The sequence below is a fragment of the Polaribacter litorisediminis genome, from assembly GCF_019968605.1.
In the GTDB taxonomy this organism is placed as follows: domain Bacteria; phylum Bacteroidota; class Bacteroidia; order Flavobacteriales; family Flavobacteriaceae; genus Polaribacter; species Polaribacter litorisediminis.
This window is the reverse complement of record NZ_CP082966.1, coordinates 94,306-117,613: the sequence shown is the minus strand read 5'-3', so window position 1 is coordinate 117,613 and position 23,308 is coordinate 94,306. Positions and strand designations below refer to the sequence as shown.

General features: G+C 31.2%; 21 protein-coding genes. 3 read left to right on the top strand and 18 right to left on the bottom strand.

Translation table 11 applies throughout. The features are described 5' to 3' along the window. Positions 1 to 289: 289 nt before the first annotated feature. Entirely contained in the window at positions 290 to 1,489 is a 1,200-nt protein-coding gene (locus K8354_RS00500) for an aminotransferase class I/II-fold pyridoxal phosphate-dependent enzyme (RefSeq protein WP_223444547.1), read from the bottom strand. Between the two features lie 157 nt (positions 1,490 to 1,646). Between K8354_RS00500 and K8354_RS00495 the strand changes: the two genes are divergently transcribed. After that, on the top strand, positions 1,647 to 2,105 hold the full coding sequence (locus K8354_RS00495; RefSeq protein WP_223444543.1) for an Lrp/AsnC family transcriptional regulator: 459 nt from the start codon (positions 1,647 to 1,649) through the stop codon (positions 2,103 to 2,105). 35 nt (positions 2,106 to 2,140) lie between these two features. Here the strand turns inward: K8354_RS00495 and K8354_RS00490 are convergent, their stop codons facing one another. From K8354_RS00490 to K8354_RS00410, 17 genes are all read right to left on the bottom strand, one after another. Continuing rightward, entirely contained in the window at positions 2,141 to 4,180 is a 2,040-nt protein-coding gene (locus K8354_RS00490) for a DUF3857 domain-containing protein (RefSeq protein ID WP_223444541.1), read from the bottom strand. 10 nt (positions 4,181 to 4,190) lie between these two features. After that, entirely contained in the window at positions 4,191 to 6,104 is a 1,914-nt protein-coding gene (locus K8354_RS00485; protein WP_223444539.1) for a DUF3857 domain-containing protein, read from the bottom strand. 218 nt (positions 6,105 to 6,322) lie between these two features. Further along, complete coding sequence (locus K8354_RS00480) at positions 6,323 to 6,961, bottom strand: YceI family protein (RefSeq protein WP_223444537.1); 639 nt, start codon at positions 6,959 to 6,961, stop codon at positions 6,323 to 6,325. Positions 6,962 to 7,046: 85 nt separating this feature from the next. After that, positions 7,047 to 7,763, bottom strand: coding sequence for a tRNA threonylcarbamoyladenosine dehydratase (locus K8354_RS00475; RefSeq protein WP_223444535.1), 717 nt, complete (start codon positions 7,761 to 7,763; stop codon positions 7,047 to 7,049). Next, the gene (locus K8354_RS00470; RefSeq protein WP_223444533.1) at positions 7,760 to 8,404 is read right to left on the bottom strand and encodes a TatD family hydrolase; all 645 of its coding nucleotides are present in this window, start codon (positions 8,402 to 8,404) and stop codon (positions 7,760 to 7,762) included. The genes K8354_RS00475 and K8354_RS00470 overlap by 4 nt, the downstream gene beginning before the upstream one ends. Positions 8,405 to 8,410: 6 nt before the next feature. Next, positions 8,411 to 8,863: a D-aminoacyl-tRNA deacylase gene (gene dtd / locus K8354_RS00465; protein ID WP_223444531.1), complete on the bottom strand. Its 453-nt coding sequence runs from the start codon at positions 8,861 to 8,863 to the stop codon at positions 8,411 to 8,413. Positions 8,864 to 8,866: 3 nt separating this feature from the next. Further along, positions 8,867 to 9,832 carry a ribosome small subunit-dependent GTPase A gene (gene rsgA / locus K8354_RS00460; protein WP_223444528.1) on the bottom strand — a complete coding sequence of 322 codons (966 nt, stop codon included), beginning with the start codon at positions 9,830 to 9,832 and terminating at the stop codon, positions 8,867 to 8,869. 318 nt (positions 9,833 to 10,150) lie between these two features. Next, the gene (locus K8354_RS00455; RefSeq protein ID WP_223444526.1) at positions 10,151 to 10,645 is read right to left on the bottom strand and encodes a hypothetical protein; all 495 of its coding nucleotides are present in this window, start codon (positions 10,643 to 10,645) and stop codon (positions 10,151 to 10,153) included. 324 nt (positions 10,646 to 10,969) lie between these two features. Then, positions 10,970 to 12,028 carry an IS701 family transposase gene (locus K8354_RS00450; protein WP_223439252.1) on the bottom strand — a complete coding sequence of 353 codons (1,059 nt, stop codon included), beginning with the start codon at positions 12,026 to 12,028 and terminating at the stop codon, positions 10,970 to 10,972. A gap of 882 nt (positions 12,029 to 12,910) precedes the next feature. Then, positions 12,911 to 13,993 (bottom strand): bifunctional 3-deoxy-7-phosphoheptulonate synthase/chorismate mutase type II, encoded by a 1,083-nt coding sequence (locus K8354_RS00445; RefSeq protein ID WP_223444525.1) that lies wholly within the window; start codon positions 13,991 to 13,993, stop codon positions 12,911 to 12,913. A gap of 53 nt (positions 13,994 to 14,046) precedes the next feature. Then, entirely contained in the window at positions 14,047 to 14,898 is an 852-nt protein-coding gene (locus K8354_RS00440) for a prephenate dehydrogenase (RefSeq protein WP_223444524.1), read from the bottom strand. A 116-nt stretch (positions 14,899 to 15,014) separates the two neighbouring features. Beyond that, the gene (locus K8354_RS00435; protein ID WP_223444522.1) at positions 15,015 to 16,160 is read right to left on the bottom strand and encodes a pyridoxal phosphate-dependent aminotransferase; all 1,146 of its coding nucleotides are present in this window, start codon (positions 16,158 to 16,160) and stop codon (positions 15,015 to 15,017) included. 40 nt (positions 16,161 to 16,200) lie between these two features. Continuing rightward, the gene (locus K8354_RS00430) at positions 16,201 to 17,028 is read right to left on the bottom strand and encodes a prephenate dehydratase (protein WP_223444519.1); all 828 of its coding nucleotides are present in this window, start codon (positions 17,026 to 17,028) and stop codon (positions 16,201 to 16,203) included. Positions 17,029 to 17,338: 310 nt separating this feature from the next. Next, on the bottom strand, positions 17,339 to 18,361 hold the full coding sequence (locus tag K8354_RS00425; protein ID WP_223444517.1) for a UDP-glucose--hexose-1-phosphate uridylyltransferase: 1,023 nt from the start codon (positions 18,359 to 18,361) through the stop codon (positions 17,339 to 17,341). Positions 18,362 to 18,489: 128 nt separating this feature from the next. Beyond that, entirely contained in the window at positions 18,490 to 19,638 is a 1,149-nt protein-coding gene (galK, locus tag K8354_RS00420; protein ID WP_223444515.1) for a galactokinase, read from the bottom strand. Positions 19,639 to 19,650: 12 nt separating this feature from the next. Continuing rightward, positions 19,651 to 20,544: an aldose 1-epimerase gene (locus tag K8354_RS00415; RefSeq protein ID WP_223444513.1), complete on the bottom strand. Its 894-nt coding sequence runs from the start codon at positions 20,542 to 20,544 to the stop codon at positions 19,651 to 19,653. 3 nt (positions 20,545 to 20,547) lie between these two features. Beyond that, positions 20,548 to 21,546 carry a GntR family transcriptional regulator gene (locus K8354_RS00410; RefSeq protein WP_223444510.1) on the bottom strand — a complete coding sequence of 333 codons (999 nt, stop codon included), beginning with the start codon at positions 21,544 to 21,546 and terminating at the stop codon, positions 20,548 to 20,550. Between the two features lie 158 nt (positions 21,547 to 21,704). Between K8354_RS00410 and K8354_RS00405 the strand changes: the two genes are divergently transcribed. Then, positions 21,705 to 22,796 (top strand): formylglycine-generating enzyme family protein, encoded by a 1,092-nt coding sequence (locus K8354_RS00405; protein ID WP_223444506.1) that lies wholly within the window; start codon positions 21,705 to 21,707, stop codon positions 22,794 to 22,796. A 146-nt stretch (positions 22,797 to 22,942) separates the two neighbouring features. Beyond that, entirely contained in the window at positions 22,943 to 23,302 is a 360-nt protein-coding gene (locus tag K8354_RS00400) for a DUF2237 family protein (RefSeq protein ID WP_223444504.1), read from the top strand. Positions 23,303 to 23,308: the final 6 nt, after the last annotated feature.

Sequence of the window (23,308 nt, the reverse complement as noted above, 5' to 3'; positions counted from 1 at the left end):
CTCGAACTAATCGATTTATCTTACTCCTAAATTATCACCTGAAATAAAGAATTTCTTGAAACGAACTATCCTCTAGGCAGCCCCATAGAGGTGTTTCGCTCGTTTCATTTTGACCTAAAAAGGTCAAAAACCAAAATTCTATTATTTAGATTCCCGTTTTCACGGGAATGACAATTTCAACGGAAACCCCGACGCACAGCATCGAGGAATTCTTTTCGATTAAAGAATAGACTACTGCAGTTATTCTTACGGAATCAATTTCACGATAAACTTTTGCAATGATGTAGATTTACAAAACACCAACTTCTTGCATACAAGCATGCATCATTTTATACGTTCTTTCAATCGTATTATCTAACCCAATAGAAAAACGAATTAATCCATTTGAAAGTCCCATTGCTAATTGCTCATCCGCAGGTATTTCTGATGACGTAGAGCTTCCTGGCGCAGAAAATAAGGTTTTATAAAAGCCCAAACTCACTGCTAAATTCCCTATATTTTTACGCTGCATGAGTTCCATTAACTCATTGGCTTTTTCTAAAGAACCCACATCAATCGTTAACATTCCGCCAAAACCGTATTCTGCATTCATCATACTTTTAAAAAGTTGATGAGAAGGATGAGAAGCTAAACCAGGATACACTGTTTTTAATCCGTCTGCTTCAAATTTATCTGCTAAAAAAGCAGCGTTTTTACTATGCTGTTTCATTCTAAGATGCAAGGTTCTCATATTTTTTAAAATAGAGGAGGCTCTTAAACTATCCATCGTAGCACCCAACAACATCGATGCGCCATCGTTTACGCTTCTTAAATCGTTTATAAATTCTTGGGAGCCACAAACAACGCCACCAACAGTATCTGAAGAGCCGTTAATGAATTTTGTTAAACTATGACAAACAATATCTGCTCCTAATTTTGCAGGAGAAATCGATAACGGAGAAAAGGTATTATCGACCACTAATTTTAAATGATATTTTTTTGCTAACGCGGATAAACCTTTAATATCTGCAACTTCTAACAACGGGTTACTTACTGATTCACAATATAAAATCTTTGTGTTTTTAGTGATCAAAGCTTCCACGATATCTAATTTTGTGATGTCTACAAAACTCGTTTCGATGCCTAATTTTGGCATAAAATTCTTTAAAAATGCATAGGTTCCTCCATAAATTGTTCGGCTAGATACGATATGGTCACCAGCATTGCACAATTGAAGTAAAACTGGTGTTATTGCTCCCATTCCGGAAGCAGCAACATTAGCGGTTTCTGTGCCCTCCATGGCCGCCAAAGCTTCTCCTAAATGCATATTACTTGGAGTTGAATGACGTGAATATAAATAACAGCCATCTGCATTTCCTTCAAAAGTATCAAACATTGTTTTTGCTGATAAAAAGGTATAGGTTGATGAATCTGATATCGATGGGTTTACGCCGCCAAACTCCCCAAAGTATTGTAAATCTTGAATGTTATCTGCTGGATTGAAACTCATAATATATTGCGTTTTAGTTTCACAAATTGACAACTATTTTGAATATTAATCAATCAAAATCATTTTATATAGATTTATTTTCTATATTTAATAAAAAATATAGTTTTAAAAACTAATAATTCGTTTTTGAAAGCAACTTTTCAGATAATTTTCGCGTATGATATTAGATAAAATTGATAAAAAACTCATTAATCTCTTACAGAACAATAGCAAGCAGACTACCAAGCAACTATCTTTACAGCTAAATTTATCTGTAACTGCCATTTATGAGCGCATAAAAAAGTTAGAAAACAATAAGATTATTGAAAAATACGTAGTGATTGCTAACAAAAAGAAAATTGAAAAATCTTTTTTAGTTTTTTGCCATGTAAAATTGGTACAACATTCTAAAGAATATGTAACGGTTTTTGAGCGTGAAATTTTAAAATTAGAAGAAGTTTCTGAATGTTTTCATGTGAGTGGAGATTACGATTATATATTAAAAATATATGTAAAAAACATGGAAGAATACAGACAATTTATGGTTACAAAGCTAACGGCTATAAAATATATTGGCAGTACCCAAAGCACTTTTGCCATTGAAGAGGTAAAAAATACGACTGTTATAAATTTATAAAAACCTCAAATTTTTAATTTGAGGTTTTTTTATAATTAGCTTTTTATTAAAACTATTTTCTCACTTTCTTTATCAACTATTTTACCGTAAAAATCTTTTAGAAAAGAATAATATTGAGGTGGAATTATAGATGCATTAAACTCTAAACTAGATATTGTTTTTATTTTATTTCCACTTTGCATCACTTGATATTTAAAAACACCCAAATTATCTGGCAACGCAATTGCTAAAGATTCTGGAAGACTTTCTACTGCATACCCTTTTGGGATTTGAATTGTTATTTTGTTTTCATTTTTCCAAGCTGTTACAAAATCTACAGGGAATTTTCGTTCATCTAATTTGAAAGGATTTATTCTCTTGGTTAAAAAAAGAGAAGGTTCTATATAAATTTTATTTCCAATTCTTTCTAATAAATCCTCACTTACAAATTTTACATTTCGAATAACTGCTTTGTTTAAATCTTCTTGATTAACAATTTTAAAATCTTCTACTTCTAAATTATTGTTTTCTTCATATTTTTCTTTTAATTCTTCATCTTTAATATGATTTTTATTTTTCCTAAAGTTTAATGCACTTGAATTCTCATACTTTGATCTAATAACACCATTGACCATCAAATCATCAGAAATTTTAACCAATGCCATATTTTCTGTTGATGCATATTTAGATGGTGACAACTTTACCCAAGCAGATTCACCTGTTTTTGTAACAATTCTTCCATTCCAATTTATGGCTCTTTCAGGTAAAATATTAGGCATGCTGTATGGCTCTGTAGCATCTAATAAAACATACGAATTATCTGGAAATTGCACTATAGAAATAACATAATCAAACCCTTTTATTGTTGGAAACATTGGAATTCCATTTCCTTTAGAGCTTACTAAAACAGGATTGGAATTTAAGCCGGCTTCACGTAACATAGAGGTTAATATTAAATTAATTTCAGCGGCATTCCCTGTTTTATCTTTATACGCTTTTCTTACACCTTCATCTGTATATTTGCTGTAGTAACCATTCCATTTTACATTTGCTTTTACAAACTGGAAAATATTAGCTAATTTTTCTGCATCTGATTTTGCATTAGCTAAGAGCGGTTTTATATCTTCTTTAAAATAGTTTGATTTTTCTAACTCTTCACCAAAACTGCTAGATTTATAAATTTGCTTGCTAACATCATCCCAAGATTTGGAAAAATTTTTAGGTAGTGAATTTGGAAATCTTGTGCCAACTAATTCATATGTAACAGCTCCTCTATAATTATTTGCGTTACTAACAAAAGGTTCGTTATTTTTTAAAGGTGGTATATTTTCTCCTTCAAATTTAGAGATATTATAAGCAAGGTCTTGGTTTGTATTTTCATAAGAGGTGCTCATTGTTGTCCCTCCACGTCCACTTCCAACCTGTCTAGTTGTTGTTCTTACTTTATTTCTAAAAGTTATGCTTCCATTTCTGGAAGATTCTTGTGGTGTGATTAAATAATACCCTTTATTCTTTTTAGCAAAAACCAACCACTCAGGAGTTTCTATAGTAACTAATAATTTTTTAACAGGAATGCCATATTGAAACTGTAAATCGTCTACATAATCTGTATATGGAGAAGTCATTGTATATTCTAACTCAATAACAGAGCCTTCTTTTAAGTTAGGCATTGTAATTGTTTTTACGTGCCTAAACTTGTTTACTTTTTCATCAAAAATATCTTTATTAGAAAGTTTATCATCATCTACCTTTCCTTTTTCGTTGAGGTTATACGTATAAGCTTTTATCGAACTAATATTTTCAGATTCTCCATCTTCTGGATTTACATAAGGCAGTTTAAATGTTGCATAATTAAAACCTTCTGTAGTGTATAATTTTATTCTTATATGAACTTCTGTAACAATTTCGAAACCAGAATTATTATTATAGTTATAATACGTTCTTCTCTGTTTGTATAAATATGCTGCATCTGCAGTAGAATCTAAAGGGTAAAATTTCTCCTCTACTTCTTCTTTAGAAACTTTACCAAACTTATAGTTTTGTGCAACTATTGATATTTGACAAAATAGTGCAATAAATAGAACAATATTTTTCATTTTTTATAAATTATTTTTTTGTGAGTGCTACTCTTAAATTTTCTGCTTTTGCGATACTTCTTCTAAAACTTCTATACTTTGTATAATCTTCTTTTGGATACACCCCTTCTTTAATTACAATCTCTTTTTTGTATGAAAGTGTGCGTTCATCTTTAATTTTAAAGCTGATTTTATACGTTCCGAATTTGGTAGCTAATTCTTTATTTTCTGGAGTATAATTTAATGTATAATTTTCAGGAAATTTAATAATATATTCATCTACATCTTTATAGCCACTGCTAATTTTTAAGGGTAAATTTCTATCTCTATATCTTTTTGGCACCTCATTTTCTGCATTAAAAATATTTACTCTAAATAAATATTCAGTATCATTTACAGCGGCATAATTTGCAATGGAAACTTCTAAATTTTCTGTGAAAACAATATTTTCTTTATCATTTGTTAAATGATGAGAGTTTATTTCTAAATTATTATTATAACTCCAAGTTCTAGATTTATAATTTTTTATCAACTCCTCTTCTGTAAAAGTATCCAGGTATGATTTATCATCATATTGCAAACCTTTAGAAACCCTATTTAGAGAAGCAATCACATTACCTTTTGGAGTTAGTTCAATTTTAGCAAGTGTTGTTTGAAGGTTAATTTCATCTTTATAAATAGCTGTTCTTTTAATAAAACCACCTTCAGGTTTTACTACTAAAACATCTCTATCATCCGTAAAATCGCCTAAAAAACCAAATGGCATTGTTTGGCTTGTGCATTCTAACCAAATATCTTTTTCTTTATTTGGGATGTTTAAAATTGCATGATTTCCCTGAAAAGATGAAAAATCTTTATCTATATTTCTTTTTTCATCAGCATAAACCAACGTAAAATAAGAGGAAACACCTACAACATCTAACAAAGCTTTTGTGTAATTTGTTAATCCTTTACAATCTCCATAACCAACTTCATCTACTATATTAGCCGCAATAGGTTGCCAACCACCAATACCAACTTGAACACTAATATAACGTGTTTTATTTTGCATATAAGCATACACAATTTTGGCTTTTTCAATCGGGTCTGTGACTCCTTCTACTAATTCTAATATTTTAATTTTCGTTTTTTCGTCTATAATATCTTGATTTTTTATGAGTGCTTCATGCATCCATTTACCAAACTCTAGCCAGTTTGTGAACTCGCCATGAACACCATCTAAACTAAATTTATTCAAAGCTACTTTAAGTATTGGTAAAATATCTCTAGATGATATTGAGCTATTTTCATATTCTAAAGCTTGCTGATTTTTTAAAACGTACTCTAAGGATGTTTCCGTTTCAGTTTTCTCAATTTTAAAACTATCAAAATGAGTTTCTTTTTTTCGCCAAGCATTTTTTTTTGGATTATTTATTTTATAACTACTTTTTTCAACAGAAACATAATAACCATTTACAGGAAACCAAGTTGGAATAAAACCTGTTGTAGATGTTTTATATTCGCTTTCAAAAACCAATGTGTAAGGATATGAAACTGGTGTATAATTCACATATTTTACTCTAGAATCCGAATACAAGGTTCCACCATCTACAGCACTTACATCTAAAAAATCTCTTTCTTTAAATTTTTTAATTTCGTTTCCAAAAGCATCATAAATAAGCGCAGAGAGATTTGTAATTTTTGTATGATTATCATAACGCTCTTCAATTGCTGCATCTGAATTGCCCAATTTATTAAAAACAGTGACTATCATTTTTTCAGAAACCAACATTTCATCGAAATCTTCTATAAAAATTTCTATCGAATTGTATCTAACAACAGCATTTGCATTTTCTTTTAATTCAGCAGGAATTGAGAATACATTTAAATCTGCACGTTGAGAGTAGCCAATAAAAGCATAGAGAAATAATATAAATAATATTTTGGGGAACTTTTTTTTAAACATAGCTTTTTATGAAAGACCAATGTAAAAAAGAAAACCCAAAACTAAAAGTTTTGGGTTTAAAAATAAATTAAAATTTATTATTTGTTTGCGTGTGATCCGTCACAGTTCCCGTTTGGGTCTTGTGTATTTCCGCATCCACAAGGTCTACCAGCTTTTTGAGTTTTCATTTTTTCGTTTGTTAAAGTTAATATGATTGCATAAATTTTTGTGGGTACAAATTACGCTTTTGTTTTTACTTCAAAAGACATTTCGATTAAATCATCAATAAATTTATCCTTTAAATTATCGAAAAATGATTTAGAACCATATTTTACATTAAAATCTGCTCTGTTGATATTAAAGGTTTCGCTTTTAAATGTAGTAATCCCGCCTTCTGTAGAAATCATTGCAGGAATTGTAATGCTCTTAGTTACATCTTTAATCTGTAAATTACCTGTAACTAATAATTTTCCGTTTTCTTTTGCAACCTTTGTAATCACAAATTTAGAAGTTGGATACGTTGCTACATCAAAAAAGTCTGCAGCTTTTAAGTGACCTTCTATTTTCGCTGCGCCCTCTTCACCAGCCATGTCTAAATTTTTAATGGAATTCATATCAAACGTAAACTGTCCTCCTACCAAAGTACCATTGTTTAATAATAATCCACCTTTTTGAATAGATACCGTTCCGTTATGAGCACCTCCAGGCTTGGTTCCTTTCCAATTTAACACAGACTCTGTGATATTTACGTTATCTAAATCTGCAACGTTTATATCTACTACTTTTGCTTTTTCAGTTTCAACTTTTTCTTTTTTCTCTCCTTTACATGCAGTTAACACTGATGCCACAACCACTAGGGCTAAAATTATTTTTTTCATTTTGACTTGATTTTAGTTTTAATTGAATTTGTTAGTTTTAATTCTGGTACAAATATACAATCAATTTATTTCCCCTGGAAACTATCTAGTGCTTTTTTAACAAAACATTAATAACATGAGCTGCTGCTTGCAGGCCAAAAGCGGCTGGTATATAACTAATAGTGCCGTAATAAGACTTTTTGAAATTAGTACCATCTGTAATTTTTACACTTTTTGAAATTTGCATTTCATCAGAATATACAGCTTTTACGCCCTTATCTACTTTTCTTTCTTTCAACCTTTTACGCAACACTCTAGCCATGCTACAATTTTTTGTTTTGCTAATATCTTTTACTTTAATTTTCGTTGCATCTAACTTTCCTCCTGCTCCCATCGAAGAAATTATCTTTACTTTCTTTCTTCTTGCTGCCACTATTAAATTTACTTTTGGTGTAATGCTATCGATACAATCTAACACATAATCGAACTCTTTAGAAACAATTTCGTAGGCTCTTTCTGGTGATAAAAATTCTTCTAAAACTGTCAGCGAAATATCTTTGTTGATGTCTTTTAATCTTGCTGCCAACACCTTTGCCTTCGATTTACCAATGGTAGAATCTAACGCTGGTAACTGCCTATTTTTATTCGTTTCGTCAAAAAAATCGCCATCTACAATCGTCATTTTTTGTACGCCTGCTCTTGCTATAAATTCCGCTGCATAAGAGCCAACGCCACCTAAACCAACTATTAGAATATTCGCTTTTTTTAAAGCATCTAGTCCTTCTTTTTGCACCAATAATTCTGTGCGCTCTAACCATCTCATCTTTTAAAAATACGTTTAAAATTATGTTCTATTTTTTGTTGAAGCTCTTCAAGTTTCATTTTTTTTAAGAATGCTATTTTCTGATAAATTTCTAGAACTTCAAAACCAGCATCATCGGTTTCTATGAACATAGCATCGATCGGTATTTGCAACAAAACTTCTTGTAATTTTTTATTTTTGATACTTGCTGCGCCAATTGATAAAATAATTCCATTTTTAAGTAAACTTTGCGCAACTTGTAAATTCTTACTGAATCCATGTAAAATCCAAGTTTGTTTTGGTTTTAATTCGTTCTTAAAAACAATGATTTCTTGGAAAGCTTTTACACAATGAATAATGAGTGGTTTCTGATATTTTTCTGAGAGTTGAATCTGTTTTTTAAACACAAACTTCTGAAGTTCAAAATCAACCTTGATGCCTTTATCCAAGCCACATTCTCCTAAGGCAAAACAATTTTTATGTTGTAGTTTTTCTGCTACTTGTAAAAGTTCGATTTCAATATTTTCTTTATGAAGATAATAGGGATGGATTCCGATTGAAAAAGGTTTCGAAAAATCTGTTGAATTTGGGTACCTGTTTACGATAGAAAAAACTTTCTTATCCGCAGAAAATCTATGTGTATGCACGTCAAAATACAGCATCAAAAATTATTCTTTATTTTTTGAATCGATAAGAATTGTAACAGGACCGTCATTGACTAAATCAACTTTCATATCTGCGCCAAATTGGCCTGTTTTCACTTTTTTACCCAATTCTTTTTCTAATGTTTCAATAAAGTTTTCATACAACGGAATGGCAATTTCTGGTTTTGCTGCTTTTATATAACTTGGCCTATTTCCTTTTTTTGTGGAGGCATGTAATGTAAACTGACTGACCACAATTACTTCTCCATCTGTATCTTTTAATGACCTATTCATTACTTCTTTGTCATCATTAAAAATTCGAAGATTTACAATTTTTCGCACTAAAAAATCAATATCTTCTTGCCCATCGTCATTTACAATTCCTACTAAAACAAGCATCCCATTTGTAATATCGGCAATTTTATTTTGATTGATTGTTACGCTCGCCTTAGCGACTCTTTGAAGTACGGTTTTCATTCTTTACTCATTATCTTCTTCGTTCCAAACATCGGTTCTAAAATGTTCTTTTTCTTCATCGCCACTTAAAATTTGCAAATAACTTTTGTAACGAGACCAAGATATTTTATCTTCTTCTAACGCTTCTTTTACAGCACAATTGGGCTCTTTTGTATGGATACAATTATTGAATTTACAATCTTGTTTCAACGCAAAAAATTCTGGAAAATAATCTCCCAATTCATATTTATCGATATCCACAACTCCAAACCCTTTAATGCCGGGTGTATCTATAATTCTAGCATCAAAACTTAAATCGAACATTTCTGCAAAGGTTGTTGTATGTTGCCCTTGTTTGTGTTGCTCTGAAATTTCTTTTGTTTTTAAATTTAAACTAGGCTCAATGGTATTGACCAAAGTAGTTTTACCTACCCCAGAATGACCAACAAACATGGACGTTTTACCCAACATTAACTCTTTGACTTTATCTATATTTTTATTTTCGGTCGCAGAAACTTCGATACATCTGTATCCAATGGCTTCGTAAATATCTTTGAGATATAAAATTTCGGCTCTTTCTTCAATTTCATAGGAATCAATTTTATTAAAAACTAAAATAGTATCAATTCTGTAAGCTCTAGTAGAAACCAAAAACCGATCTATAAATGCGGTAAATGTTGGCGGATTGTTGATGGTGATTAGTAAAAAAACCTGGTCTATATTGGCAGCGATGATATGCGTTTGTTTAGAAAGATTTACCGATTTTCTGACAATAAAATTATCTCGATCTAAAATTTTTTTGATAACTCCGGTTTCCTCATCTCCCTTTTTTTCTAAGTCGAATACAACCTTATCACCAACGGCAATTGGATTGGTGCTTTTAATTCCTTTTAACCTAAGTTTTCCTTTCATTCTACATTGATGAAATTCTCCATCAGCAGACTTTACAAAATACCAGCTTCCTGTAGATTTATATACGATTCCTATCATTATAACAAAGATGCAGAATTATAATTGAATTAGAAAGAATACGTTAGAAATCAACAACCAAATTAAACATAAGAAATGTCGATACAAAAATAAATACAAGAAACGATTAAAAGATTATGAAGTGAAGGTTACAAAAAATTCGAAGCTCTCAAATAGGCGAAGTTAGAAACTCGATAAACTATTCCGAATATGAAATAACTTTCGGTGTAAAAAGCCTTAAACATGACGCTTTGCGAAACATACTTTCCTATCAAAAAAAGGCAAACATGAAAAAAGCTTCACGTTTCTGCAAAGCTTTAGGTCTATTTATGCATTCGATTAAATTGTTCTTTGAATGTCTAATAATTTATTGGTCGCTATTAAGTAACTTGTATAAATAGCTTTATACTTTATCAATTCGCTAAAAGAATAAGATGTTTGTGCATTGCTACCTATTATTTTATCTCCATTTGACAACACTTTTTTATCAGAACCATTGCCTACCGTATCGTAAGTTAAAAAAGCGTCTTTGTGTGAAGGCACCAAAATATTTTCGCTAACCAACAAATTAGATTGACCAGAAGCACGATCTAAAACATATACACTTGCCTTAATTGTGGCAGCGCCTCGATACTTTTTAACCAAAGCTGTTTCTACATAAAACATAATTTTGGATGAAGGTCTGCATTGAAATTCTTGTTCAGAGAGCATTTCAACTACATTAATTTTTTCTAAATTCAAACTCGATTTTGGAGGTGTATTTTCAATTTTTGATAATGAAAAAACACCTGTAAACAGAACAATTAGGATTGATATATTTTTTAAAATAAACATAATACGAGTTTTAAAATTAGATTATTTGATTACAGGATAAAGATAAAAAAGATTAAAACCTTAGAAATTAAACTTCGATTAATGAGACAAATCTTTAGATAAACGGTAGTTTTTAGTACGTCAAACTAGTTCGTAGAAGATATAGGAGACAAAATACTTTATCCCATTTAGAACAAAAATTGGTTTAAAAAGGACCAATTCATCAATATGCGATTTTAAAAGGGAAAGCTATGTTGATGACTTTTGTTTTCGAATTAATCGCTCAAAAGACAAGAAGAACATTTTAATAACTCATGTTACGCAAACAAATCCCCAAAAAACGAATTATGCAGCTTTAGTTGTTGATAAGTTTTTGAGTTCATTATAAGCAGCTTGTTGTGCTGCTAAATAGATTTGTGTTTTCATTGCAAAGTGATTTTTTCCTGTTCTTTGTTTAAGCCACTCCAACTTTATATACGCTATTATTGACAGGACAAAATGATTCGTTTGTGTTGCTGTTTTTTTAGTTGGAGATTTAGCAAAACCTGTGTTGCTTTTAATTGATTTATGATATTCTTCTACTGCCCACCGTTTTTTGTAGATTGTAGTTATTTGGTCATACGATACACTTAAATCACTACAAGCCAAGTACAACTCGCCGACTGTATCATTCTCGTTTTTGAAAACTTGCTTTGTAAGCAACAGCGGAAAGTCTAGTTTTTCAAACCAAACTTCCACGGTCTGCTGTCCTGGCTGTAATGTTTTAATATTTACGTATGTCTCATTTTGCTTATCTTCTAATGATAAGGCTACTTTTCGATTGCTTTTTAAGGCAATAATAAAATCGTTTTTCAATGTTTTTTTACAACAAATCATATTTTCTACCGAAGAAAACCAGCTATCAGCCAAAACATAATCAAAGTGTATTTTACTACTACATTCTTCCAGCATTTCTCTAAAAAGTTCATTTTTAGTTTTACTACTTTTACGCTTTTTCTTCCCTGTTTTTTTGTCGGTAACCCAAAGATCTTTCTTTATAAACTCTACGCCACATGGTATACGCATACCCCCAACTTCCACTAAAGCAGTTAGGAAATTAATCCCTTTTACAGACCTTCCAAACACATGGTCAAAATGCCAAGTGTTAAGCTCACTTTCAGCTGTATATTGTTTTTCTTGTATAGAATCATCAAAACTTAAAATGATAGTTTCTTTAGATTGAGTCAATTCTTCAACATAAGGTTTTGCTTTTTTCCATAGAAATTTACTGTCGTAAACACCTGTCCCTAATGCTCGTGTTATTTTGTCGTGTTTTATTGAAAGTAATGATGCCATTCCTGTTGCTGTCGTGTAAGAACTTGAACTTATCAAGTAATCTGTATATAAATCAACAAAATTATCCATCTTTTTTAGTATCAGAGTTATTAACAATATAATCTATAAATATCTTAAAAGCAAATTATTCTTGCGTAAGATCAGTTAATAATTTGATTATAAGAATAGTTAAAGATGAAAAACTATATCGAGAACTTGTTAAATTTTGAAAAAAGACTTCTCGATACAAAATTTCTGAAAAATAAATTTCACTCGTATTGACACTGTATAAAAAACTACTTATTTTGATTGCATAAAAAAGACCTCACAGGTTTTAAAAACCTGTGAGGTCCGCTAAATGCTATAAATTAGTTTTAATAACTTCTTTTATAAGTTTGCTCTATGCGTTAAGGATTGAATGGCATGTCTGAACTCTTTTTTGCTTTTTCTGCAAAAAAAGTGAGTAATGAAAGCCTGACCTTTAGGTAACGCCCAAAAACTATCCGTTGATAATTTTTTCTTGATGATTAATTATTGGTTTAAAAAGGACCAATTCATCAATATGCGATTTTAAAATGGAAAGCTATGTTGATGACTTTTGTTTTCGAATTAATCGCTCAAAAGACAAAAAGAACATTTTAATAATTTGATTATAAGAATAGTTAAAGATGAAAAACTATATCGAGAACTTGTTAAATTTTGAAAAAAGACTTCTCGATACAAAATTTCTGAAAAATAAATTTCACTCGAATTGACAGTGTATAAAAAACTACTTATTTTGATTGTATAAAAAAGACCTCACAGGTTTTAAAAACCTGTGAGGTCCGCTAAATGCTATAAATTAGTTTTAGTAACTTCTTTTATAAGTTTGCTCTATGCGTTAAGGATTGAATGGCATGTCTGAACTCTTTTTTGCTTTTTCTGCAAAAAAAGTGAGTAATGAAAGCCTGACCTTTAGGTAACGCCCAAAAACTATCCGTTGATAATTTTTTCTTGATGATTGATAGATTCTTGGTGAATTGCCTTAAACATTCTCAATACAAATTCTTCACTTAAACCTCTACTTTCGCCTTCTAAAACCATATTGCCTAAAATCTCGTTCCAACGTCTAGATTGTAAAACGGCTACATTTTGCTCTTTTTTTAAGGCCCCTATTTCATCTGCAATTTTCATTCTTTTTCCTAACATATCAATTAATTGATCATCGACAACGTTAATCTGAGCTCTTAAATTTTCTAAAGGCTCTCTGTAACTAGAGGCCGTTTCTGTTTCCTTTTTTATTTTTAATTCTTCCATAATAGATTTCAACTTTGTGGGTGTTACTTGCTGAGCAGCATCACTCCATGCATTTTCAGGATCAAAGTGTGTTTCGATCATTAAACCATCAAAATTCAAGTCTAAGGCTACTTGCGAAACATCTTGAATCATTTCTCTGTCTCCGGTGATATGAGAAGGGTCACAAATTAACGGCAAATCCGGAAATCTATTTTGAAATTCAATTGCTAATTGCCACTCAGGAATATTTCTATATTTTGTTTTTTCGTAGGTAGAAAATCCTCTGTGAATTGCGCCAAGATTTTTAATTCCGGCAATGTATAATCGTTCAATTCCACCTAACCACAAAGCTAAATCTGGATTTACAGGGTTTTTTACTAAAACAATTTTATCGGTACCTTCTAAAGCATCTGCAATTTCTTGCATAATAAATGGCGATACGGTAGACCGAGCGCCAATCCATAACAAATCAACATCATTTTCAATCGCCAATTTTACGTGTGCTGCGTTGGCAACTTCCGTACAGGTTTTCATTCCTGTTTCTTCCTTTACCTTTTTTAACCAGCCTAAACCTAAAGCACCCACACCTTCAAAATTTCCAGGTCTGGTTCTTGGCTTCCAAATTCCTGCTCTAAAATAATTTACATCAGAATCTTTTAATTCGTGTGCAATTTTTAAAACTTGTTCTTCAGTTTCTGCACTACAAGGCCCTGCTATTACTAGAGGATGATTTAATTTCATATCATCCAACCATGTTCTTAATTCTTTTGTATTCTTCATTATAATATTTGTTTGTGCTGCTTTTTCTTTTTTATGAACAGCTGTTTTGGCCTTTATTTTATGCCGTTTAAAATTTGTTTTATATAATTTGTATTCTCCATTTGATTAAAAATTTCGGAGAAATTATCCTGTTGCATCAACTCTTTAAAATGTTGTAAATTGTTGATGTATTCTTCTAATGTTTCAATTACATTTTCTTTATTCTGCTTAAAAATGGGTGTCCACATTGCAGGCGAACTTTTTGCTAAACGCACGGTAGATTCAAATCCTGAGCCTGCCATATCAAAAATATCGCGTTCATTTTTTTCTTTGTTGATGACTGTTTTACCCAACATAAAAGCACTGATGTGCGATAAATGCGAAACATACGCAATGTGTTTGTCATGAGAAACAGGATCCATGTAGCGAATACGCATCCCAATGTCTGTAAAAAGCTTTAATGCTTTTTCTTGAAGCTTAAAAGTTGTCTTTTCTACTTCGCAAATAATATTGGTTTTCCCTTTATATAAGCCAGAAATAGCTGCTGTAGGTCCTGATTTTTCGGTTCCTGCAATTGGGTGACAGGCTAAAAAATTTCTTCTTTTTGGATGATGTTCAACCACTTTACAAATTGCTTCCTTTGTGGATCCAGCATCGACCACCAAACCATTATCTGATATTTTATCTAAAATAGTGGGCAGTAATTTTACGGTTGCATCGACAGGAATAGAAACAATGACCAAGTCTGCATTTTCTAAATCATCTAACGTTGCTTTTTTGTCGATTAGATTCAATTCTAAAGCCTTGTTTAAGGTTTCATCCTTTCTGCTAATTCCGTAGATTACAACGTCTGGGCTATTTTTTTTAATGTCGATGGCAAAACTACCGCCAATTAAACCAATACCAATACAAAATATATTTTTCATTTTTCCTCTTTTTTCAATGGGTTAAACCCATTTATAATGGGTTGAAACCCTTTTTCAATGGGTTGAAACCCATTGCTATTGAATTCTAATAATTAACAATGGGTTGAAACCCATTGCTATTGAATTCTGTTAATTGCTTCTGTAATAATTTCTGAGGTTACACACAATGAAAAACGTATATATCCTTCGCCTTGACTGCCAAAAATGGTTCCTGGTGTGATAAAAATATCTTTATCATATAAAATCGAGTCTGTAATTTCTTCTGATTTTTTTCCTTCAGGAATCTTTGCCCAAACAAACAATCCTGTTGAGTTTGTATCATAGCTACAATCTAATTTATCTGCCAATTGCCAAATTAAATCTCTCCGTTCTTTATAAACTTTATCTTGTTGATGAAACCAGTCATTCGATAACTGCAACGCTTCAATAGCACCTTTTTGAATTCCGTAAAACATACCCGAATCCATATTACTTTTTACTTTTAAAATCTCGCTGATAAAATTGGCATTTCCTAAAACCATTCCAACACGCCAACCCGCCATATTAAATGTTTTACTCAAAGAATTTAATTCTAAAGCAATGTCTTTTGCGCCTTCTACTTGCAAAATACTAAGAGGGTTTTCGTTTAAAATAAAACTATACGGATTGTCATTAATGATTAAAATTTGATGCTTCTTTCCGAATTCAACTAATTTTTGAAACATTTCTAGCGTTGCGTTCGTTCCGGTTGGCATATGCGGATAATTGACCCACATAATTTTAACATTGCTTAAATCTTGACTCTCTAAGGCTTCAAAATTTGGCTGCCAATTTGTCGCATCACTTAAATCATAAAAAAGAGGCACTGCGCCCACTAACTTTGTTACAGAAGTATAGGTGGGATATCCTGGATTCGGAATTAAAACTTGATCGCCTTCATTTAAAAAAGCCATCGAAATATGCATAATTCCTTCTTTGCTGCCCATTAAAGGCAACACTTCATCTTCTGGATTAAAATTTACAGAAAATTTATTTTTATAAAAATTAGCAATAGCCGTTCTTAACTCAGGCAAACCTTGATATGACTGGTATTTATGCGCTGCTGCATCGTTTAAACTTCCTTGAATTGCTTCAATGACCTTTATAGGCGGTTGTAAATCTGGAGAGCCAATTCCCATATTGATAATTGGTTTTCCTGCCGCCATTAAACCTCTAACTTCTCTTAATTTTTTAGAGAAATAGTATTCTTGAACGGTGTCTAATCTTTTTGCTGGTGTAATCATATGTATTTAATTTTAATTCTGAAACTAGTTCAGAATTGAGCTAACGCCTGCCGTTTTTATAGGCTCCCAAAATCTTGAATTCTTCTGCCATAATTTCTATAATCGTAATTGCTTTTTGATATTCGTTATAATCTTCAAAAGTTATATCTACAAAAAAGGAATATTTCCAAGGGGTTTTAATTACTGGTAAGGATTGAATTTTGGTTAAGTTCATTTTACAATCGCTTAATACATTTAAAATTGCGGCTAAACTTCCTCTCTTATGATTTAGTTGAAATTTTAAAGACGCCTTATTTATTTGATCAATTCCGTTTTGAGGTGCTGTAGTTTGTACAATTACAAACCGAGTTGAATTCTCTTTTATCGTCTGAATTTCATCTTCAAGAACTACTAAATCAAAAATTTCTGCGGCTATTTTTGGAGCTATTGCTGCAATACCTACTAAATTTTCTTTGGATATTCTTTTAGCTACTTCGGCAGTATCGACATCTTCTACCAATCGAATATGAGGATAATTTTTAAAGAATTCTTTACACTGTAACAATGCCATTGGATGCGACCAAACCTCTTTAATATCGTGCATCTTCTGCCCTTTCAAAGCCATTAAATGATGATGAATATTTAAGTATTCTTCACCTGTAATATGTAGATTATTTTGGTCTATTAAAGCGTAATTAGGAATTATAGAACCCGCAATCGTATTCTCTAAAGCCATAACGCCAAGGTCTGCAGAATTGTCTAATAAACTAGCCACCAAACTATCAAAAGACATGCATTCTTTTAATTGAATAGCAGCACCATAAAAATCGCGTGCAACTTTATGATGATTTGAGCCTTCTGCTCCTTGTATGGCGATCGTTTTTTGCATTAATTAAATATTGATATCAAAAAAAAAGCCTCGAAGTAAATTCGAGACTTTATATATTTTTAACGTTAATTAACAACATGATACAAAGTCTCTCCTTTTATTGTAAAAATAAAAGTAAAAATAGAAACGAGTCCAAATTGTAGTTAACATATTAATTCTATTTGTTTGTGGAGACAAATCTAAAGATTAAATTCATATATACAAATATTATAAAGAAAGTTTGATAAATTTTATGAAATATATAAAAACAAGGCTTTTTTTTTAGGTATTCTACAATAAAACTCAATTTACAATAAACTTTATGCATTAATCATAACAAATCTTTCAATCTTTTTGCAGCTATTTCAGCAGTGATATCTCTTTGCGGAGAACCGAACATTTCATAACCTACCATAAATTTTTTGACGGTTGCACTCCTTAATAAAGGCGGATAAAAACTCATATGAAAGTGCCAATGTGCATTTTCTTTGCCATCTGTAGGTGCTTGATGAATTCCACTAGAATACGGAAAAGAAGTGTTAAATAATTTATCATACACACTAGTAATTACCGAAATTGCTTCTGCATAATTTGTAGCTTCATCATCAGACAATTCTAAAATGCTCTTTTTTTGTTTTTTAGGCGCAATCATGGCTTCGAAAGGCCAAATTGCCCAAAACGGAATCAACACAACAAAATCATCGTTTTCAAAAATAATTCTTTCTTTTGCTGCTAATTCTTGCTGTAAATAATCACCTAAAAGACTCGTTTTGTTTTTATTAAAATAGATCTTTTGTTGAGTATCTTTTTTATCAACTTCATTTGGTAAAGTAGATTGACTCCATATTTGTCCATGCGGGTGCGGATTACTACACCCCATTACTGCGCCTTTATTTTCAAAAATTTGAACATAGTTGATTCCTTCAATTTCGCCTAAAGTTGTATATTCTTTTTGCCAAGCCTGTACCACTTTTTTAATATCTTCCACCGCCATTTCTGCCAAACTTTTAGAATGATCTGGGCTAAAACAGATTACTTTGCAAATACCTGTTTCGCTTTTTGCTTGTAACAAACCTTCATGAAATTGAAAAGAGGGTGAATCTTTTTGAAGTGCGGCAAAATCGTTTGTAAAAACAAATACATCTTTATAATCAGGATTTATCTCTCCGTTTATTCTAGTATTTGTTGCACATAAATAACAGCTCGAATCATGAGCAGGTCTTTTTTCTGAAGAAATTTCTTCGTTCTGCCCTTGCCAAGGACGTTTTGCTCTATGCGGAGAAACTAAAACCCATTCATCCGTTAAAATATTATATCTCTTGTGAGAGTAATCTTGTAAATTTGTGTTTTCCATATTGTTTCTTCTAGTTGATTATTTGCTTTAATTTTTAATTCTGATGTGAGAATAATTTGAAAATTGAAGATGTTCTGGATACATTTTCGATGAAAAAATCGGAATCACTCAAACTGATATTTTAGAATTTATTTTACTATATGTGTGCCATCAGAAAGATTTACAAAATATACAGAACAGTCTTTATCAAATTTATTTTGATAGGCTTTAGAAGCGGATTCCCCGAAAGATTTTGCGGCTGTTTTTGCAATTAGGTTAATTGTACAACCACCAAAACCGCCACCCATCATTCTTGCTCCTAAAACATGTTTGTTTTTCTTTGCTTGCGCTACTAAAAAATCTAACTCATCACAACTTACTTTGTATTGATTTTGCAAACCATTATGCGATGCGTAAATTAAAGTACCTAAAGTTTCTAAATCATTTTCTTCAATAGCTTTCGCTGCTTTTTGTGTTCTTTCTATTTCTTGAATTACATACAATGCTTTTTGATAATTTTCTGGCGTAACTGTATCTATAATTTTTACTAAATCTTTTTCAGTAACATCTCTTAAAGTCTCAACTTTTAAAATTGCAGCAATCGTTTCGCAAGCAGAACGCCTGTCATTATAAGCGCTATCAGACAAACTGTGTTTTACATTTGTATTGATGAGTAATAATTGATGGTCTTTAAAATCTATTTGATACGGTTTAGATTCCATAGTTCTACAATCTAACAACAACGCATTTTCTTTAATACCAAACATGCTTGCATATTGATCCATAATGCCACATTTTACACCAACATAATTGTGTTCAGCTTTTTGTGAAATCAGAATCATTTCTGTTTTTGTGAGTCCTAAATTAAACAATTCATTTAAACCAAAAACCACACTATTTTCTAAAGCCGCTGATGAAGACATGCCTGCACCCTCAGGAATATTTCCTTTAAAGATGATGTTAAAATTGCCTATAACTTTGTTTTTGTTTTGAATTTCGGCAACAACCCCAAACACATAATTTTCCCAACTGCCTTCTTTAGATGGTTTTAGGGAGTCTAACTGAAACTTAATGGTGCTGTCTAAATCTAAAGCGATTGCTATGCAAGAGCCTGAATCACTTTTTTGAATAGCCGCTGCAATCCCTTTGTCTACTGCTGCCGGAAAAACAAAACCCCCATTATAATCTGTATGTTCTCCTATAATATTAATTCTTCCTGGAGAAAAAATTAAGATAGGTTCCGTTTTAAACGTTTCTATAAATTGCTGTTGTACTTCCTTGGTTAGTTTTGCACTCATTTTTTAGTAGCTTTAATTATTGTTCAATTTTAAATCCCATAGAAAAGAATAAGACTGTTTAGGTTCTAAAACTTGCAATCCTATTTGATTATTAAAACTATTAGAGATTCCGGTCATGGGTTCTATGGCAATCATGGGCAAATCTTTTGGCGTGTATAGTTGCAAATAATTTTCTATTTGATTGGTGGTAATTTCTATTTGATATTTTGGTGTCTTAAACTCTATGCTATCTGAGTTTAAAATATAGCAATCATCTAGCTGCTTGTCTTCAATTTTAAATTCTTCTTCACCTTTAAAATCAACCACTCTTTTAGTGATTAAATTTTCATCGAATTCTATTTTTTTATCACTTTTAAATTTTAAAGTACTGTTGCTGAGATTATCACTTAAAAAATAAGGATGCCAACCTACAGTAAATGGAAAAGCTTTTACATCTGTATTTTCTATTTTTACAGACAAACTCATTTCTTTTTCAAAAAGTGTATAGGTAAGCTGAATTTTATAGGTATAAGGAAAACCAGGACTTTCTTGTACCTCTTTATATTCTAAGATTACTGAACAGAATTTAGAACCTTCTGATATATGTACAACTTTAAATTTCTTGTTATAAACCAATCCATGCAACGCATTTTTATCTGCATCATTACAGTTAAATTGATACATTTTATCTTTAAAAGTATAGCGACCTTCTTGAATTCTACTTGCAAAAGGAAATAAAATAGAAGAAGCATAAGAATCTTTATAATCAAAATTAGGTTGCTCTTTAATTAGAAAAACCTGCTTAAATTTTAATTCTTTAAGACGTGCTCCTTCCTCTAGGCAAATTTTTGCTTTTGTAGTTTTTGATGTATTTTGAAGTTCTATAAAACTAAACCCATTTTCTTTTATTATTTTACCTTTATACATACTTTAAATAGATTTTCTTAAAATTAAACTACTAGGATTTTCTACTTTTACATGCTCATTTTTTAAAATCATTTCTGCCAATCTTTTTCCCATCAATTTAAAATCTGTGGAAATTGTGGTGATACCACCTTCTACAATTTCTTTTAACATGGTATCATTTACAGAAATAACACCAATATCTTTTGCTAAAACAAACTGCTCTTCTTTTATTTTTTTAATGATTTGTATTAAATCTCTATCGTCTAAAACAATATAAATTGCTCCTTTTTGGGGTGTTTCATTTTTAATAACATCTACTATTTGATAATCAATATTAAAGTGATTGCAAAAAGTATAAAACCCATTTAAAATACCTTGTGGTTGCTTTTCTTTAGCGTATACTAAAATCAGTTTTTTGTACTTATTAATCTTTGTAATTACAGATGATAAGCCTTCAAAAATATCTTTATCAAAATTTTGATAAATAGACGAATATTCAGACAAGGTATCAGGAACCTGATCTAAAATATATACTTTATCAAAAGGTAAGTTTTGTATAATTTTTTCTGTTTCTTTTAAATTTGCAGGCATGATTATATAAGAAGTATAATTGCCTATATTATCATTGATCAACTTTGAAAAAACTTCAGGATTAAAATGGTGAAAGAAAATATCTACTTGAATAGCATCTCCTAAATAATTTAAAAAAGAATTGTATAAATCTTCTTTAAAAGAATTTAACTCATCAAAAAGTAAAAATATTTTTTGTGTTACAGCAATGTTTTCGGTTGAAACATAATAGCCTTTACCAACAATAGAGTGAATAATTCCACGATTTTTTAACTCGTTAAAAGCCGTAAGAACTGTATCTCTAGATAGAGAATGTTTATTCTTAATAGCGTTTAAGGAAGGTAATTTATCTCCCTTTTTTAGCGAACCCTTTACGATAGCATCTTCCACAGAAGAAATAATCTGTTTGTATTTGGGTACGCCCGAATTTGTTTTTAGAGATTTAAATTGCACATTACAAATATATAAAAAATAACCAAATAAACTACTGGTATGTACTGGTTTGTTATTATCTTTGAATTATCATGGATAAAACACACAAATCTTATTGATTCTGACGGTATGTAAACGTTAAACATCAATATTTTTAATCTTTAAAATTTTAAATTAAAATGAGAATATTCCATAAAACACAGATTCCTTTTAAAATTACTTTTTACATTCTTTTTGTCTTACTCTCTTTATTTAGTTGTAAAAAAGAAAAAACAGCATCTAACAAATTATCTATCTCAAAAACACCAAAAGGAATGCTTTGGGTGCCAGGAAAAACATTTTTACAAGGAGCAAAAGACACGGATACATATGCGATGTCAAGAGAAAAACCAGCTCATAAAGTTACCGTGGATGGTTTTTATATAGATGTTACAGAAGTAACCAACAAACAATTTAAAACTTTTGTAGCAGCTACAAAGTACATTACAGTAGCCGAAAGAAAAATAGATTGGGAGGAAATGAAAAGCCAAGTTCCTCCTGGTACTCCGAAACCTCATGATTCTATTTTACAACCAGGAAGTTTAATTTTTAATAAAAATGTAAACGCCGTTGTCAATATGAACAATTATCAACAATGGTGGACTTGGAAGATTGGTGCGAATTGGAAACATCCTGAAGGCCCAGCATCTAACATAGATGGTAAAGATGATTACCCTGTTGTTCACATCGCCTTAGAAGATGCCTTGGCTTATTGCAAATGGTCAAATAGACGCTTACCAACAGAGGCAGAGTGGGAAGCTGCTGCACAAGGAAAAAACTCAGATGCTATTTTTACCTGGGGAAATGATACCCGTATTTTAGATGCAAACGCCAATACTTGGCAAGGAGTTTTTCCCATAAAAAATGAATCTACAGATGGTTTTGAATTTATATCACCCGTGAAATCATATCCTGCAAACAGTATGGGTTTGTATGATATGACTGGTAATGTTTGGGAAATAACTAGCGACTTATTTAATGTAAATTATTATAAAGAATTAGATACTTCTAAAACGTTATTAAATCCAAAAGGTGCATTAAAATCTTACAGCCCGCAAAACCCTAATCAGGTAGAACACGTAATGAAAGGTGGTTCTTTTTTATGCCATGAATCCTATTGTGCTAGCTTTAGAATTTCTGCAAAAATGGGCGTGGAAATTAATTCAAGTTCAGACCATGTAGGTTTTAGAACTGTCGCAACTCCAGAGATGTTAGTCACTGAAAATCAATAGTTTTATAAAATACTGAGGTAACATTTAGATACAAAATCTTATCTTTTAAATCTTTAACCGAAATTTATTAACAGTAAATTTTGTTTTAGGAGTTTTAGAAAATTCGTTTTTTGTATCTTTATTTCTTCATAGTTAAAATTAATCCATTGGAATTAAACGTATTTAACAAACCCTTAAAAAGTTGTTGCACAAAACCAGCTACAGGTTATTTTAGAGATGGTTTTTGTAGAACCGTGTCTCATGATGTTGGCACACACACCGTTTGCGCCATCGTTACTCAAGAATTTTTAGCATATTCTGCGGCTAGAGGCAATGATTTAATAACGCCAATTCCACAATGGAGTTTTCCAGGGTTGAAACCTGGAGATCAATGGTGCTTGTGTATTTCTAGATGGCTAGAAGCTAAAAAGGCTGGTAAAGCTCCACCAATTATGCTAGAAGCCACACATATAAAATCGTTACAATACACTTCATTAGAAGTTTTACAAAAATATGCTGCAACATAAATTGGA